The organism is Synechococcus sp. HJ21-Hayes, assembly GCF_024345835.1.
GTDB lineage: Bacteria > Cyanobacteriota > Cyanobacteriia > PCC-6307 > Cyanobiaceae > Vulcanococcus.
In genome coordinates this window covers 175,589-191,111 of record NZ_JAGQBW010000001.1, presented here as the reverse complement: position 1 = coordinate 191,111, position 15,523 = coordinate 175,589, and the positions used below count along the sequence as shown (strand labels likewise).

The 15,523-nt window shown below is 64.9% G+C and carries 12 protein-coding genes; 1 reads left to right on the top strand and 11 read right to left on the bottom strand.

The annotated features are described in order from the left end of the window. Nucleotides 1-8: 8 nt before the first annotated feature. The 6 genes from KBZ14_RS01060 to KBZ14_RS01035 form a co-directional block, all read right to left on the bottom strand. Nucleotides 9-1,220: an aldo/keto reductase gene (locus KBZ14_RS01060; RefSeq protein ID WP_255116420.1), complete on the bottom strand. Its 1,212-nt coding sequence runs from the start codon at nucleotides 1,218-1,220 to the stop codon at nucleotides 9-11. Further along, nucleotides 1,220-1,615, bottom strand: a complete 396-nt coding sequence (locus KBZ14_RS01055; RefSeq protein ID WP_255116419.1) for a ferredoxin — start codon at nucleotides 1,613-1,615, stop codon at nucleotides 1,220-1,222. The genes KBZ14_RS01060 and KBZ14_RS01055 overlap by 1 nt, the downstream gene beginning before the upstream one ends. 22 nt (nucleotides 1,616-1,637) lie before the next feature. Beyond that, nucleotides 1,638-2,030, bottom strand: coding sequence for a DUF1257 domain-containing protein (locus KBZ14_RS01050; protein ID WP_255116418.1), 393 nt, complete (start codon nucleotides 2,028-2,030; stop codon nucleotides 1,638-1,640). Next, entirely contained in the window at nucleotides 2,030-2,242 is a 213-nt protein-coding gene (locus tag KBZ14_RS01045; RefSeq protein ID WP_255116417.1) for a DUF2997 domain-containing protein, read from the bottom strand. The genes KBZ14_RS01050 and KBZ14_RS01045 overlap by 1 nt, the downstream gene beginning before the upstream one ends. Before the next feature lie 59 nt (nucleotides 2,243-2,301). After that, a complete protein-coding gene (locus KBZ14_RS01040) occupies nucleotides 2,302-3,102 on the bottom strand; it encodes a HEAT repeat domain-containing protein (RefSeq protein WP_255116416.1) in 801 nt (266 codons plus the stop codon). 67 nt (nucleotides 3,103-3,169) lie between these two features. Further along, nucleotides 3,170-3,295 (bottom strand): DUF8624 family small hydrophobic protein, encoded by a 126-nt coding sequence (locus KBZ14_RS01035; protein ID WP_255116415.1) that lies wholly within the window; start codon nucleotides 3,293-3,295, stop codon nucleotides 3,170-3,172. Nucleotides 3,296-3,406: 111 nt separating this feature from the next. Between KBZ14_RS01035 and KBZ14_RS01030 the strand changes: the two genes are divergently transcribed. Further along, nucleotides 3,407-4,687, top strand: a complete 1,281-nt coding sequence (locus KBZ14_RS01030; protein WP_255116414.1) for an AmpG family muropeptide MFS transporter — start codon at nucleotides 3,407-3,409, stop codon at nucleotides 4,685-4,687. Between the two features lie 28 nt (nucleotides 4,688-4,715). On the opposite strand, the gene rlmN is transcribed toward KBZ14_RS01030, so the two are convergent. From rlmN to rpoB, 5 genes are all read right to left on the bottom strand, one after another. Beyond that, nucleotides 4,716-5,807 carry a dual-specificity RNA methyltransferase RlmN gene (gene rlmN, locus KBZ14_RS01025; RefSeq protein WP_255116413.1) on the bottom strand — a complete coding sequence of 364 codons (1,092 nt, stop codon included), beginning with the start codon at nucleotides 5,805-5,807 and terminating at the stop codon, nucleotides 4,716-4,718. Next, nucleotides 5,807-5,962 carry a chlorophyll a/b-binding protein gene (locus tag KBZ14_RS01020; protein WP_255116412.1) on the bottom strand — a complete coding sequence of 52 codons (156 nt, stop codon included), beginning with the start codon at nucleotides 5,960-5,962 and terminating at the stop codon, nucleotides 5,807-5,809. The genes rlmN and KBZ14_RS01020 overlap by 1 nt, the downstream gene beginning before the upstream one ends. Before the next feature lie 29 nt (nucleotides 5,963-5,991). After that, on the bottom strand, nucleotides 5,992-10,101 hold the full coding sequence (locus KBZ14_RS01015; RefSeq protein ID WP_255116411.1) for a DNA-directed RNA polymerase subunit beta': 4,110 nt from the start codon (nucleotides 10,099-10,101) through the stop codon (nucleotides 5,992-5,994). Between the two features lie 47 nt (nucleotides 10,102-10,148). Next, nucleotides 10,149-12,053, bottom strand: a complete 1,905-nt coding sequence (locus tag KBZ14_RS01010; protein WP_255116410.1) for a DNA-directed RNA polymerase subunit gamma — start codon at nucleotides 12,051-12,053, stop codon at nucleotides 10,149-10,151. 81 nt (nucleotides 12,054-12,134) lie between these two features. Next, complete coding sequence (gene rpoB, locus KBZ14_RS01005; RefSeq protein ID WP_255116409.1) at nucleotides 12,135-15,425, bottom strand: DNA-directed RNA polymerase subunit beta; 3,291 nt, start codon at nucleotides 15,423-15,425, stop codon at nucleotides 12,135-12,137. Between the last annotated feature and the right edge of the window lie 98 nt (nucleotides 15,426-15,523).

The following is a 15,523-nucleotide window of genomic DNA, read 5'->3' as shown; positions in this document are numbered from 1 at the left end:
ACGCAGAATTAGCTCCCCGTCATCAGCCGCTGACTGGGCTGGCCACCGATGCGGGAGCGCAAGTCCCGAAGAACGGCCGGAATCCGGTGACACCATGGGCTCGCTGCCAACACCGCCAGGAGCTCCGCCTCGCTCACGCTGGCGTCGAGGGCATCGGCATTGGCGCCCGGAAACCAGTGGCTGCCAGCCCCCAGCAGGCCGTAACGGGCCTTGGCATAGCTCTGCAGGTCCCAGGCTTCCAGCAGGTTATGGAGCCACAGCAGGGTGGCCAGGTTCATCTGCCCCGGGGTGTCCTGCCAAGCCGGCAACCCTTCACTCCAGGTGCTGAGCCAGGCCTCCCCCAGGGCCTCGCAACGGGCCTGCTCCAACCGCTCCAGGATCGGAGGCAGTAGTGCTTCGGCCTGGGGCAACAGCTCCACCGCTTGCAGATGCAAGTGGAGATCCGAGGGCCGGGCCGCCCCCACACTGATGGTGTGGATCCCAGCTGCCGACAGGCAGAACAGATCGTTGAACACGATCGGGTGCAGCGGCGCGCAGAGCTGCAGCAGTTTTGACGAGGGGTTATGCAGGTGGCCGCCCTTGTCCGTGGGGCTGATCACAAACACGCCCATATCATGGGCGATGGCGGCATCGATCGCCGCACGGTTGTCCTGGCGAATGAAATACCAGTGCAGGTTGATGTAGTCAAAGGCGTCGCTATCGATCGCCGCCAGGATCAGGGGCAGGCTGCCGTGGGTTGAAAAGCCCACCGCACCGATCCGCCCAGCTGCCTGCCAGCGGCGCACCACCTCCAGGCAGCCTCCTGGCCGCAGGGTGTGCTCCAGGTGCTCCGGCAGGTTGATTCCATGGATGGCCAGCAAATCCACCCGCCCGGAGCCGTTGCCCAGGCCTAGGCGCTCGAAACTCAGGGCCAGCTCCGCCTCGAAGGCCTCCGGATCGGCCTGGGGAGGCACCTTGGTCTGCAGGATCCGCTGCGGATCTGGCACCTCGGGGAACAACCAGCCCAGCTGACGCTCGGAACTGCCGTAGTGACGGGCCGTTTCGATGTGGTGAAACCCCGCTGCAACGGCCAACTCGAGGGTGGCCCTGAGGTTCGCCTGGCTGTGGTCCGTGATCTCTGAGGGCGGCAGATCACTCCAGCTCTGCTGAAAGCGCATGCCCCCGAGGGAGAGCACGGGCATCGGCAGTTCGGTGCGGCCAAAGCGGCGAGTGGGGAGCATCAAGCGGGATCTCGCCGCGGCAGGGTGCGCCTGGGACGGCTGGAGCTGGGAAGCCCGAGGGGCAGCAGCTCCTGGGAGCGGCACTGTTCCTCAAGGGCGGGCAGCTCCTCGTAACTCACCCAATGGATGCAATCCACTGGGCAGGTGTCGATCGCTTCCTGGATGGTCTCGGTGCTGTCGCCGTCCTGACGAATGGCACGGGAACGCCCCCACGACTCCTCCACCACAAAGGTGTGGCCGGCCACGTGGGCGCAGTAGCGGCATCCGATGCACACGGGTTCATCCACCCAGACAGCCTTCTGGCGCAGCGCTCCCCCCAGGAGGGGTTCGAAACCACTGGCCCGGGGTGGAGCCGCGGCAGCCGTCGAAAAGGCCAGTGAGGGATCGGCACTCACCGCACACCTCCCAGCACTGGGATCATCCGTCCCAGCGGGTCACCACCAGTTCAATGCTGCCATCGGTGGCCTGGCGCTGTTCAGTCACCTGGAACCCCTCCTGAACCGAGGCTGCCAGGATGCTGCGCAGGGCGTACTGCTGGGTGAGCTTGGCAAGGAAGCGCTCCACCGGGATGGGCTGCTTCCACAGATCCAGATCAGTCACCAGCTCGTAGCTGCCGCTGAGCTCATTCCAGCGGAAGCCCAGGTTGGTGCCCTCGCTGGAGGCGATGGCCAAATCGGCCACCACGGTTTGGCCGCGGTAGCCGCGCACGGGATGCTCGCCATCGCTGGGTTGATGGCCAAGATCCCGCAGGGCCTCCATCAGGGCAGCGCGGTCACGCAATTCCGTCTTGACGGTGCTGAAGTGCGACATCAGGAAACCGAGGTGGAGAGGGTCTGCTCAGGCGTCACCGCCGAGGTTGGCGCCGCAAAGGCGTCGGACGTCGACTGGCGCTGTTGCACAGTGCCGAGCCTGGCTTCGATGCGTTCGGTGAGCTGCTCGCAGCCGCTGCCCTGAACGCCTTCCACCAGCTCCTCAACGCGGCCGTCGGGCCGAATGCGAAAGCGGATGGATTGCTGGGCCATCCCAGACGGCGGAAGGAAGGTGAGGTGATGCTAGCCGGGTTCACCAGAGGCTGGCTGGCCTACGCCAACAGCCCCTCATCCACGAGGGTCTGAAGCCGCTCCAGCACCAGGGGATCCTCCAGTTGCTCCAGGGCCAAGCGGGCCTCGTCCCGGACCGCCATGTCGGTGTCGTGGAGCAAGGCCCCCAGCAAGGCCTCCACCACCTCCTTCTGGCGAGGCTCCACCAGATCGCCATAGAGGCGCCCCAGCGACCAGGCGCTGTTGCTGCGCACCACGGGCTCGCTGTCGATGCGCAGGGCCTGCAGCAGTCGACCGGCCGCTTGATCCGCCTTGGCCAGGCCCGTGGCACCGGCATCGGCCAAGGAACTGGCGGCCCAGAGCCTCACCGCCGCGATGTCCGTTTCCAGGGCCCGGATCAGCGGGTTCATCACCGGGGCATCGGGGTAGCTGCTGAGGCTCCAGGCCACAGCCTTGCGCACATAGCCATTGCTGTCGTTCTGGAGCAGGGCCAGCAACGGCGACACTGCCTGCAGATCCGGATTCCGCCCCAGGGCGTACACCGCACTCATGCGCAGGATCGGACAGCTGGCCTCGAGCAACGGCAAGAGCTGGGTCGCCGCGCGGGGATCGCGGTGCTCGCAGAAGATGCGCAGCCCCTGCATGCGCTCGTCATGGCCGCCTTGGAGCAACTGCAGCCCGAGATCGCACTCAGCTGCCACATCGGCCTGCTCGGCCTCCAGGGCATCGAGATCGTCGAGGGGGTCGCCCAGCAGCTCCTCGGCCAGCTCGTTGGCGAGCATCTCCGGATCCAGCGCCAACTCGGCCGGACTTTGGGAGAACTCGGGGAACGGGCCAGTCATGGGGCGATCGTAAAAGCCAGCCGCTGCAGGGCTCTCGCTGAGCTGGGCGTGCGGCGCAACGGGCGGCTCAACTGATCGGGGCGGGGGCGGCCATATCGCCCGGCAACCAGATGCGGGCACTCACCGCGAACAGGGCCAGACCGAACAGCACCACGATGGCTGCCGGCAACAGGGTTGAACGAAAAAACTGCACGGCGAATGGGCTCGGCGCCCCAGGCTATGGAAACCATTCTGATGGTCGATCAGCCTGGATTCAGGCCCCCTAATCCAAGGTCCCTAGTCTTCGCCCAGTCGAGTCGTGTTCATGGGTCCGCAGGCCGCCGAGAAAGCCGGCACCTGGAGGCGCCTCACGGCCGTCACCGCCGAGGGCGTGGCCAGTGGTGCGCCGCTGATGGTGGGCAGCAAGCTGTTGCAGGGCTGGCTCACCGCCAGCGGTGTGCCCTTGGCGCTGATCGGGCTGATTCCCCTGGCTGAGCTGCCATACACCCTCAAGCTCTTCTGGGCACCGCTGCTGGATCGCTGGCCGATCACCTGGCCGGATCGGCGCCGGGGTTGGCTGTTGGTGATGCAGCTGTTGCTGGTGGCGGTGATTGCCGCCATGGCCCTGCTACGGCCCAGCACGGATCCCGCCAGCATCAGCGCCATCGGCATCGCCGCCCTGGTTCTGGCGGTATGCAGCGCCACGCAGGACATTGCCGTGGATGCTTACCGCACCGACCTGCTGCCGGAGCAGGAACGGGGGGCCGGAGCGGCCGCCGCGGCCCTGGGCTACAGAGCCGCCATGTTGGCGGTGGGGGCCGGCGGCTTCGTGCTGGCCGGGCGATTCGGCTGGCCGGTGGCCCTGCTCGCCGCCGCAGCCCTGGTGGCGGCCGTGGTGCCCTTCACCCTCATGGCACCCGCCTTGGCGCCGGTGCAGCACCCGGTCACCAGCCTGCGCCAGGCAGTGCTGGGGCCCGCGCGGGAATTCCTGTTCCGGGCGGGCCCCAATCGCACCTGGCAGCTCCTGCTGCTGGTGCTGCTCTACCGCTGGCCCGATGGCCTGCTCAGCGCCATGGCCATCCCCTTCCTGAAGCTGCAGGGCTTCAGCGATGCCGACATCGGCCTGGTGCAGGGGGGCTGGGCCATCGCCGCCACCATGGCGGGCACCGTGCTGGGCGGCGTACTGTTCACCCGCCTGGGGATGAACCGCTCCCTGTGGCTATTCGCCCTGGCGGGAGCCGCCGGCAACCTCAGCTACTGGGCCCTGGCCCAGTTCGGTGGAGGCTTTGCCGGACTGATCATTGCCGTGAGTCTGGAGAACCTCACGGGCGGCATGGTGGGCGCCGTGTTCGTGGCCCTGCTGATGGGCCTGTGCAATCCCCGCTTCTCCGCCACCCAGTACGCCCTGCTCTCGGGGGTGTATGCCATGAGCCGCTCCATCCTCTCGGCCCCGGCCGGAGTGCTGGCCGAACAGGCGGGCTGGCCCGTCTTTTTCCTGCTCACCGCCGCCGCCGCCATTCCCGCCTTCCTGCTGCTGGTCCGCTTGGCCCCATGGAGCGAACAGGAGCCCCGGGGCACCTTTGATCCCGCTCGGGACGCCACCTGAACCAGGGCACGGCCGCTGATCTCAGGGATCAGTCCTCCAGGCGGCGGCGCAACTGGCCGCAGGCGGCGTCGGCATCCAAGCCACGACTGGCTCGGACACTCACAGCCACATGCCTGTCCTGCAGGGCCCGGCGGAAGGCTTCCACGGCGCCAGGGCCGGGACGCTGGAACTCCTCCTCCTCGATCGGGTTGTACGGGATGAGGTTCACATGGCTCTGGAAGCCGCGCAGCAACTGGGCCAGGGCCGCCGCATGGCGGGGCTGGTCGTTGAGACCACCTAGCAGGATGTACTCAAAACTCACCCGTCGGCCGGTGATGGCCACGTAGCGGCGGCAATCTTCCAGGAGGGCCTCAATGGGGTAGGCATGGGCCGTTGGGATCAGTTCTTCCCGCAACCGCTGATCGGGAGCATGCAGGCTCACGGCCAGGGTGAACTGGGCCCGGCCCAGGCGAGCCAGAGCCCGTTCCGCCAGGGTAGGCAGGGTGCGGGGCACGCCCACGGTGCTCACGGTGATCTGGCGCTGGGCCATGCCCAGATCGGTGCAGAGGCAATCGATGGCCTCCAGCACCGCCTCGATATTGAGCAAGGGCTCGCCCATGCCCATGAACACCACATGGCTGGGGCGCTGCTCCATCACGGCGCGCACGCTCAGCACCTGATCCACGATCTCGTGCACCGCCAGGGAGCGCTGCAGCCCCCCCTTTCCGGTGGCACAGAACTTGCAGGCCATCGGGCATCCCACCTGGCTGCTGACACAAACAGTGAGCCGATCACTGGCCGGGATACCCACAGTCTCCAGGCTGAGGCCGTCGTGGGTTCCCAACAGCAACTTGGTGGTGCCATCCCGGGCCACGCTGCGATGCAGCTCGCGGGAGCGCCCCAGCCAATCGAAGGCTCCAGAAGGAGGCTCGGCGGCCAGCTGCTCGCGGAAGGCCTTGGGCAGCACCGACACCTCCTGAAGGCTGCGGGCACCCTTGGCGTAGAGCCAATCGTGCAGCTGCCTGCCGCGAAAGGCCGCCTGACCGCGATCCTTCGCCCACTGCTCCAGAGCCGAAAGGCCCATCCCCAGCAGGGGACGGGCCTTGGAAGCCTCAGCCGCAGGAACGACTGAACCGGTCATCAGGGCCAGACCAGCAGACCGTGACCCAGTTGCACCTCCACCACCAGCAGGGCGATGAAGCCGAGCATCGCCGCACGACCGTTCAGACGCTCGGTGTGGGTGTGGAAGCCATAGCGGGGAAGCCGCCGCTGGGGGATGAGCTTGGGTTGAACCATGGCAGGAATGGCGGAGGGGATAGAGACGGTCACTCGTCGGTGAGCAGGCCTTCTTCCTGCAGACCCTCGAGGGCTGCAGGGTCTGCAATCAGCTCCTCCTCCAGGCCTTCTTCCACGGCAGGGCGGGTGAAGGCTGCCATTGTGCTGGCGGCGGCTTCGATGCCGTGACGGCTGCGGGTGGCCTCCAGATCATCGTCGGAGGGATCCTCGAGCAGCACGCCGGGGGCAGCGGCAGAGGGAGCGGCTGGCATCTCAACGGTGTAGTCGGGACGCAGGTTCTGCATGCGGCGGTACCCAGCCGGATCCTCATCGAGAATGTCGGGATGGGGGCCGGCCTCAGCGCGCAGCTCCTCTTCAAAGCCACTGAAGCCTGTACCGGCGGGGATCAGGCGACCGATGATCACGTTCTCCTTGAGACCGCGCAGCCAGTCGCTCTTGCCCTCGATGGCGGCTTCGGTGAGCACCCGGGTGGTCTCCTGGAAGGAAGCCGCGGAGATGAAGCTATCGGTGTTGAGCGAGGCCTTGGTGATGCCGAGCAACACAGGGGTGAACTCGGAAGGAGCACCACCAGTGATCGCCATGGCGCTGTTCACTTGCTCCACCTGACGCAACTCGATCAACTCACCGGGCAGCAGGGTGGTGTCCCCCGCGTCCTCGATGCGGACCTTGCTGGTCATCTGGCGCACGATCACTTCGATGTGCTTGTCGTCGATGGTGACGCCCTGAGACTTGTAGACGTTCTGCACTTCCTGCACAAGGCGGAACTGCAGCTTGGAGATGGCCTCTTGAGCCGCCTCCATGGTGGGCTTGCGGCTGCGCAGATCCTCGAAGAAGCACTCGAGCAGCTCGTGGGGGTTGATCGGACCGTCGGTGAGCAGTTCACCAGCAGTGACCTGCTGCCCGTCGGACACCATCACGTTGCGGCCCAACAGAATCGGGTACTCGGTGATCAAGTCATCGGACTCGATCACCGAGACGGTGACGGAATCGTCGTCATCGCCCTGCTTGATCTGCACCGTACCGGCCTTGCGGCACAACACGGCGGATTCCCGCGGGCGGCGAGCTTCCAGCAGTTCCTCAATACGGGGCAGACCCTGCACGATGTCGCCGGTCTTCTGGCGTTCAAACACCAGCAGCGCCAGGGAGTCGCCGCGTTGCACGAGTTCGCCGTCGCGCACGTGGAGCACGGAGTCGGGCGACACCATGTAGGGGCGGCCCAATCGGATCGTGACCTTGCTGCCGCTGACGGCCTCCACCTGGCCACAGCAGGGCGCGGGCACACCAGCGGCGAGCAGATCGCCATCCACGAGGCGCTGGCCCTCGCTCACCTCGGGCTTGGCGGAGCCGAGGTCGATAGTGCTGGTGTCGGTGGCGCGCTCCACGATCAGACGGCGGATGGGCTCGCCCTCCACCTGATCGGGCAGTTGCACCACACCGTCCTCCTTGCAAAGGATCTGGGTGGTAGCCACCACATCGCCGCTCTTGACGTTGATGCCGTCCTCCACCTGCAGCTCGGTGTGGGTGGAACCGTGGCTGGCGTCAGAGAGAGTGTCGCGGCGAACCAGCAGGCTCTCGAGGATCACCAGCTGCAGGCGATCGATGGTCTTGGCGCGCTTGTCGGGAACCGACTCCACATCAACCGTCATCTGGGGCGTGGTGTCAAAGCTCTCGAGCATCAGCTGGGTGCGGAGCAGTTCCACACCCTCCACGCTCTTGATCAATTCGCCATCCTTGAAGGCGAGACGCTGGGTGGCCTTGAGGCCGAGGCTGGGGCCATTGGCCTGCTTGACGCTGCCCAGTTCGGGCAGATGAGCCTCATCGGGAATGCGGTATTCCTCAACGGGACGCAACAGCAGGGCACCACCCTCCGGTGTATCCACGGCCTCCACAAACACCATGGCGTCGGCCTTCAGACCCTTGGCGATTTCCTCGCCAGGATTCACCATCTTGCCGTCGCTGTAGCGGCTCACCACCTTGGCGTCAGACACGTGGTGGAGCTTGCCGGAGCGAACGATGATCTCGCGCAGAATGTCGTTCTTCTGGGTCACCGTCACGATGCCGGCGGTCTGGCTGAAGATGTCCTTCACCACCTCCGTACCAGCCTCGATCCACTGGCCATCCTCGATCATCAACAGGGAGATGTCCTTGTTGATCTCGTGGGTTTCCTGGGGAATCCACAACAACGTGCCACCCTTGCTCACCTCGTAGCCGTTCTTGGCGCTACGGGCTTTCTTGATGGCCAGGCCAGGGGCATATTTCACGATGCCGCCGGTCTGGGTGCGGAAGCGGTCATCGGCCAGCTCAGCGATCACTTCGCCGCTGCCGATCTTGCTGCCGGGGTTTGTGTTGAGGCGATAGCGGATGTTGTCCTTGCCCTCTAGGTGCCAGAGCTCGCCGGCGTGGGTGGATTCACCCACCAGCTTGCAGTCCTTGAGGGTGAGGCTGGTGGTGACGATCTGCACCTCGCGGGAGTCGCCGGCGCTCTCGCGCAGACGTACCGCACCGCCGTACTCGCTCACCAGACGGCTTTCGGCAAGCACCTCACCGGTGGTGACGGCCTTGTTGCCCTGCACCACGGGCTGGGCATTGGGGGGCAGGTTGTACACATCGCCGGCGAACACCCACATCCGCCCCAGACGGGTGGCCTTGTGGGTGATGTTGCCCTGGCGGTCGGTGACCTCCTTGGGCTGGATGCCGTCTTCGTAGCGCACCTGGCCAGCCAGGTCGCAGATCACGTCTTTGGTGGCCTTCTCCACGCTCTTCTTCACGGCAGCGCCGGAAGAGATCTGGGCCAGGGTCGTGTCGGCGGCATAGTCCTGACCGTCGGTCACGAACAACAACGAGCCGTTGGTGATATCGAGCTTCTGGGGCTTGCCCTTGCCGGAGGGCTTCACCGTGAGAACGAAATCGGTCTCGGCGATCTGGGCGTCCACACCATGGGGTGTGCGGAAGGGGCGCACGCGGGCCTTGCTGCCGAACTCAATCGTGCCTTCCACCAGCGAGCGCACCACGCCGGTCTCGGCGGTGGACACACCACCGGTGTGGAACGTCCGCATGGTGAGCTGGGTACCAGGCTCACCGATGGACTGGGCGGCCACGATGCCGACGGCCTCACCAAGGTCCACCAGCTCGTTATGAGCCAGGGCCCAGCCGTAGCACTTACGGCACACGGAGCGGGCGGCTTCACAGGTGAGGGGCGAGCGCACCTTCACGGTCTTGACGCCGGCGGCTTCGATGCGGCGGGAGAGGGGAGGATCGATCTCACCGTCGCGATCCACCAGGATCTCGCCGTTGGCATCCACTACCGGCTCAGCCGCCAGCCGACCCACCAGCTTGGCGGCGTACTTGCCCTTGTCATCCGCGTCGATGGGGATGCTGCGGGTGGTGCCGCAGTCGTCCTCACGCACGATCACGTCCTGGGCCACGTCCACCAGACGGCGGGTGAGGTAACCCGAGTCGGCGGTGCGCAGGGCCGTGTCCACCAGACCCTTGCGGGCGCCGTAGGAGGAGATCACATATTCGGTGACCGTCAGACCCTCACGGAAATTGGTGCGGATCGGCAAGTCGATGATCTCGCCCTGGGGGTTGGCCATCAGGCCCCGCATACCCACCAGCTGACGCACCTGGGACATGTTCCCCCGGGCGCCGGAGTTGGCCATCATCCAGACCGAGTTGAGCGGGTCGTTCTCGTTGAAGTTCTTCTTGACCTCTTCAACCAGACGCTCGTTGGTCTCGGTCCAGGTGTCGATCACCTTGGTGTGACGCTCCACCTCGGTGATCTCACCGAGGCGATAGCGCTCTTCTGTATCGGTGATCTGCTGCTCGGCTTCCTCGAGCAAACGGGCCTTCTCGCCAGGAATCCGCAGGTCGTCCACCGAGATCGACACGGCGGCCTGGGTGGCGTAGTGGAAGCCCAGGTCCTTGAGCTCATCGGCCATGGAGGCCGTGGCAGCGGTGCCGTGGTTCTTGTAGGCCCACGCCATCAAGTTACGCAGCGCCTTCTTGTCGATGGTGCGGTTGCGGAACGGAGGGGCGGCCTTACTCAAGGGAGCCGAGGCGCCCAACACGGGGGCGGGAGCTTCAGGAGCCGCTTTCTTGCTGGACTTCTTGCTGGACTTCTTGGCGGGGGTGGCGGTCATGGCTGCGCGCGAAGAGGAAAGGAGTGAAGGGAAAGACGTCCGGGATCTCAGGCGGCTGCCACCGCGTCAATGATCGTGCTGTTCATGACCACACGGCCCACGGTGGTGAGCAGATAGCGGCTGATCAGTGCACCGTCCTCATCGAAGCGGTCGCGGCGGTAGTTCCACTGCTCGATGCGCGTGCCGTCGCTGAGGGTCTCTGCCTTGATGGGTTCCTTGCCGTCGTCCTCATCGTCCACCTCACCGCTGAAGCGCACCCAGATCCAGTCATGCATGGCGAGGTGCTTCTCATCAAAGGCACTGAGCACATCGCCCAAGCCGGCAAAGGTGCGGCTGCGATCGCCGAACCCTGGCTTCGTGTAGTCGGGCTGCACGGCCGTGAGGTAGTAGGCGCCGAGCACCATGTCCTGGGACGGCGTGATGATCGGCTCGCCGGTGGCGGGCGAGAGGATGTTGTTGCTGGCCAGCATCAACATGCGTGCCTCGGTCTGCGCCTCGATGGCCAGGGGCACGTGGACGGCCATCTGGTCACCGTCAAAGTCGGCGTTAAAGGCAGGGCACACCAGGGGGTGCAGCTGGATCGCGCGTCCGGCCACCAACTTGGGTTCGAAGGCCTGAATGCCGAGGCGGTGCAGAGTCGGGGCACGGTTCAGCAGGATCGGGTGTCCTTCGATCACCTCCTGGAGCACCTGCATCACCTCATCGTCGGCGCGCTGAATCAGCTTCTTGGCGGCCTTGATGTTGTTAACAATGTTCTGGCGGATCAGGCGATGGATCACGAACGGCTGGAACAGCTCGATCGCCATCTCCTTGGGCAGGCCGCATTGGTGCATCTTCAGCTTGGGGCCCACCACGATCACGGAACGACCGGAGTAGTCGACCCGCTTACCGAGAAGGTTCTGACGGAAGCGACCCTGCTTGCCCTCGATGATGTCACTGAGGGATTTGAGCGGGCGGTTGTTGGCGCCCACCACGGTGCGACCACGGCGACCGTTGTCGATCAGGGCATCCACGGCCTCCTGCAGCATCCGCTTCTCGTTGCGGACGATGATTTCGGGCGCGAGGATTTCCTGCAGACGCGCCAACCGGTTGTTCCGGTTGATCACGCGACGGTAAAGGTCGTTGAGGTCTGAGGTGGCGAAGCGGCCGCCATCGAGCTGCACCATCGGGCGCAGATCGGGTGGGATCACGGGGATCACATCCAACACCATCCACTCAGGGCGGGCACCAGTGGCGATGAAGTTGTCAATCACTCGCAGGCGCTTGATCAGCTTGGCCCGCTTCTGACCCTTGCTCCCGGCGATCTCCTCGCGCAGCTCCTCAGCCACCACGGGCAGATCAATGTCCTCGAGCAGCTGCTTGAGGGCTTCAGCACCGATGCCCACCTGGGGCTCGTTCTCGATCTCCGAATCTTCGGCGTAGATCTGGTCCTCAATCTCCAGCCACTCGTCTTCGGTGAGCAGCTGCTTGTAGGTGAGATCTTTGTGGTCGCCCTTATCGAGCACCACGTAACAGTTGAAATAAACAATCTGCTCGACATCACGCAGGGGCATGTCCAGCAGGATCGCCACATAGCTGGGAATCCCCTTCAGATACCAGACGTGGGACACCGGAGCCGCCAGTTTGATGAAGCCCATGCGGTGCCTGCGCACGCGGCTCTCCGTGACCTCCACACCACAGCGCTCGCAGACGATGCCGCGGTGGCGCACCCGCTTGTACTTACCGCAGTGGCATTCCCAGTCCTTGGAGGGACCAAAAATTTTCTCGCAGAACAGCCCGTCCATCTCGGGCTTCAGCGTGCGGTAGTTGATGGTTTCGGGCTTGGTGACCTCACCCACCACCTGACCGTTGGGCAGCGTGCGCTGGCCCCACTGCATGACCCGCTCGGGAGAGGCGAGCGTGATCTTGACGTAGTCGAAGTGGTTCTCGGTCCGGAGGTTGCTGTTGGTCATGGCCGTGGAGCGCGCGGAGGTCTGGAGGAACGGAACGGATCAGGGCATTGCCCAGGGGGGCTGGCCTGAATCGATCTGCGATCAGTCGTCGTCGAAATCCGCGACGCCGAGGGATTCGTAGGTGGGCCGGTTGGGGGTGCTGCGGCGGGGGTTCACGTCCTGCATCAGGTCGACTTCCTCGCCGGCATCGGTGTACACGGCGATGTCGAGGCCTAGGGACTGGAGCTCCCGCATCAGCACCTTGAACGATTCGGGAGTACCCGGGCGGGGGATCGGCTTGCCCTTGACGATGGCGTTGAGCGCCTCGTTGCGGCCCTGCATGTCGTCGGACTTGACGGTGAGCAGTTCCTGCAGGGTGTAGGCGGCGCCATAGGCCTCGAGGGCCCACACCTCCATCTCACCCAAACGCTGGCCGCCCTGCTGGGCTTTACCGCCGAGGGGCTGCTGCGTCACCAGGGAGTAGGGACCGGTGGAACGGGCGTGGATCTTGTCGTCCACCAAGTGCACCAGCTTGAGGATGTGGGCGTAGCCCACGGTGACCGGCTGGTCGAAGGCTTCGCCGCTGCGACCGTCGATCAGCTGGATCTTGCCGGGATTTTCAGGGTCGTAGACCCAGTCCTTCCCAGGTTGTGCCTTGGCCGCCTCGAGGTAAGCCTGCACGGTGTTCTTGGAAGTTTCCGGGCCATGCATCTCATCGAAGGGCACCACCTTCACGCGGCAGTCCAGATGGGACGCCGCCCAGCCCATCAGGCACTCAAACACCTGGCCCACGTTCATCCGGCTCGGCACGCCCAGGGGGTTGAGCACGATGTCGATGGGGGTGCCGTCCGGCAGGTAGGGCATGTCTTCCAGGGGAAGAATGCGGCTGATGATGCCCTTGTTGCCGTGGCGGCCGGCCATCTTGTCGCCCACCTGGATTTTGCGGCGTTGGGCCACGTAGACCCGCACCACCATGTTGGCGCCTGGCGGCAGTTCATCGCCCTGCTCGCGGGTGTAGATGCGCACGTCCACCACGCGGCCCCGTTCGGTGCTGGGCACCCGCAAGGAGTTATCACGCACATCGCGGGCCTTCTCGCCAAAGATGGCGCGCAGCAGCTTCTCTTCCGGGGGTTGATCAGATTCACCCTTGGGGGTGACTTTGCCCACCAGGATGTCGCCGCTCTCTACGTAGGCACCCACGCGGATGATGCCCATCTCATCGAGGTTACCCAGGCTCTCCTCGGCAACGTTCGGGATCTCGCGGGTGATTTCCTCGGGGCCGAGCTTGGTCTGACGCGCTTCAATCTCGTACTTCTCGATGTGCACCGAGGTGTAGAGGTCGTCGCGCACCAGGCGCTCAGACACCAGGATGGCGTCCTCGTAGTTGTACCCCTCCCAGGGCATGTAGGCGATCAGCACGTTCTGGCCGAGGGCAATTTCGCCGCCTTCGCAGGCTGAGCCATTGGCCAGGACCTGGCCGGCAATCACGGGATCGCCAAGTTTGACGATCGGCCGGTGGTTGAGACAGGTGTCCTGGTTGGAGCGCTGGTACTTCTGCAGATAGTGGGTGTGGTCGTTGCCCTGCTCATCGCGAATCACGATGGCGGTGGCATCGACGAAGGCCACCGTGCCATTCACGGTGGTGATCGGCACCATGCCCGAGTCACGGGCCACCTGGGTTTCCAGGCCCGTGCCCACCAGGGGACGCTCAGGGCGCAACAGGGGAACGGCCTGGCGCTGCATGTTCGAACCCATCAGGGCCCGGTTGGCGTCGTCGTGCTCGAGGAAGGGAATCAGCGAGGTAGCCACCGAGATCACCTGCACCGGCGACAGCTGGACGTAGTCCACCTGGGCGGGGGGCACGGTTTCGAAGTCCTGGCGGTAGCGCACAGGCACCAGCTCGGCGGTGATGCGACCTTCGGCATCGGTGGCCACGTCACCAGGGGCAACCCGGCACTCGTCTTCCAAGTCGGCGGAGAGATAGATGGGATCGCCCTGCTTGAGGACGATGCCGTTCTCCACCTTCCAGAAGGGGGTCTCGATGAAGCCGTATTCGTTCACCCGGGCGTGGGTAGCCAGGGAGCCGATCAGACCGGCATTCGGACCTTCCGGGGTCTCGATCGGGCAAATGCGGCCGTAGTGAGACGGGTGGATATCGCGCACGGCGAAGCCAGCGCGCTCACGGGTCAGACCACCGGGGCCCAGGGCGCTGATGCGGCGCTTGTGGGTGAGCTCAGCCAGGGGATTGGTCTGATCCATGAACTGGCTCAGCTGGCTGGAGCCGAAGAACTCCTTGATCGCCGCCACCAGGGGCTTGGGGTTCACCAGCTGGGCAGGGGTGAGGCTTTCGGTCTCACCAACGGTCATGCGCTCCTTGATGATCCGCTCGAGGCGGTTCAGGCCCACGCGCACCTGGTTCTGCAGCAGTTCGCCCACGGAGCGAACGCGTCGGTTGCCGAGGTGGTCGATGTCGTCGAGGGTGGCACCGCCCACATCGAGCTCGAGGTTGATCAGGTAATCGATCGTGCTCAGCACGTCCTCAGGGGTGAGGGTGCGGGTGGCGTCGGGGATGGTGAGACGCAGCTTCTTGTTGATCTTGTAACGACCAACGCGGCCCAGGTCGTAACGCTTGGGATCGAAGAAGCGGCTGTGCAGGAGAGTCTGGCCACCGCTCACGGAAGGGGGCTCACCCGGCCGCAGCTTTTTATAGAGCTCAAGCAGGGCCTGGTCTTCGGAGGCGATGCCTTCGTCGTTGGCGGCCTCGATCGACTTCTGGTAATACTCGGGGTGCCGCAGCTTGTCGAGAACATCGTTATCCGACAGGCCAATGGCCCGCATCAACACATGGGCGTTGATCTTGCGGGTCTTGTCAACGCGAACGTGCAGAAGATCGTTCTTGTCGGTCTCGAACTTCAGCCAGGCACCACGGTTGGGGATGAGGCTGGCGTTAAAGGTCTTACGGCCGTTCTTATCCTGCTCGTCCTTGAAATAGACGCCAGGCGAACGCACGATCTGGTTCACGATCACGCGCTCAGCACCATTAATGATGAAGGTGCCGCGCTCGGTCATCAGGGGCAGTTCCCCGATGAACACTTCCTGCTCCTTAATCTCGCCGGTCTCCTTGTTGACCAGACGGCAGGTGACATACATCTGGGACGCGAAGGTCGCATCGCGACGCTTCGCCTCTTCCACATCGTGGCGGGGGCGCTTCAGCCGGTACTCGCTACCGATGAAGTGCAGCTCCAGCTTGCCGGTGTAGTCGGTGATCGGGGAGAAGCTCTCCAGCTCCTCGATCAGACCCTTCTCCAGAAACCATTTGAAGCTCGCGCGCTGTACCTCGACCAAATCGGGCAGGTAAGTGGCGGTCTTGGCGACCTGGATCGCGCTGCTCATGCGGTGAACCTGCAGGAACGGGTTGGACGGGGTAGGGGCCTGTTGCGCAGGCGGGGGAGGAACTGACGGCGCCAGCAGGGCGCCCAGGGAAGACCAGC

Coding starts and splice junctions, on each gene's coding strand:
- KBZ14_RS01020 (WP_255116412.1), bottom strand. CDS start 5,962: ATGGTTCAACCCAAGCTCATCCCCCAGCGGCGGCTTCCCCGCTATGGC.
- KBZ14_RS01010 (WP_255116410.1), bottom strand. CDS start 12,053: ATGACCAACAGCAACCTCCGGACCGAGAACCACTTCGACTACGTCAAG.
- KBZ14_RS01040 (WP_255116416.1), bottom strand. CDS start 3,102: ATGACTGGCCCGTTCCCCGAGTTCTCCCAAAGTCCGGCCGAGTTGGCG.
- rlmN (WP_255116413.1), bottom strand. CDS start 5,807: ATGACCGGTTCAGTCGTTCCTGCGGCTGAGGCTTCCAAGGCCCGTCCC.
- KBZ14_RS01015 (WP_255116411.1), bottom strand. CDS start 10,101: ATGACCGCCACCCCCGCCAAGAAGTCCAGCAAGAAGTCCAGCAAGAAA.
- KBZ14_RS01050 (WP_255116418.1), bottom strand. CDS start 2,030: ATGTCGCACTTCAGCACCGTCAAGACGGAATTGCGTGACCGCGCTGCC.
- KBZ14_RS01045 (WP_255116417.1), bottom strand. CDS start 2,242: ATGGCCCAGCAATCCATCCGCTTTCGCATTCGGCCCGACGGCCGCGTT.
- KBZ14_RS01060 (WP_255116420.1), bottom strand. CDS start 1,220: ATGCTCCCCACTCGCCGCTTTGGCCGCACCGAACTGCCGATGCCCGTG.
- KBZ14_RS01030 (WP_255116414.1), top strand. CDS start 3,407: ATGGGTCCGCAGGCCGCCGAGAAAGCCGGCACCTGGAGGCGCCTCACG.
- rpoB (WP_255116409.1), bottom strand. CDS start 15,425: ATGAGCAGCGCGATCCAGGTCGCCAAGACCGCCACTTACCTGCCCGAT.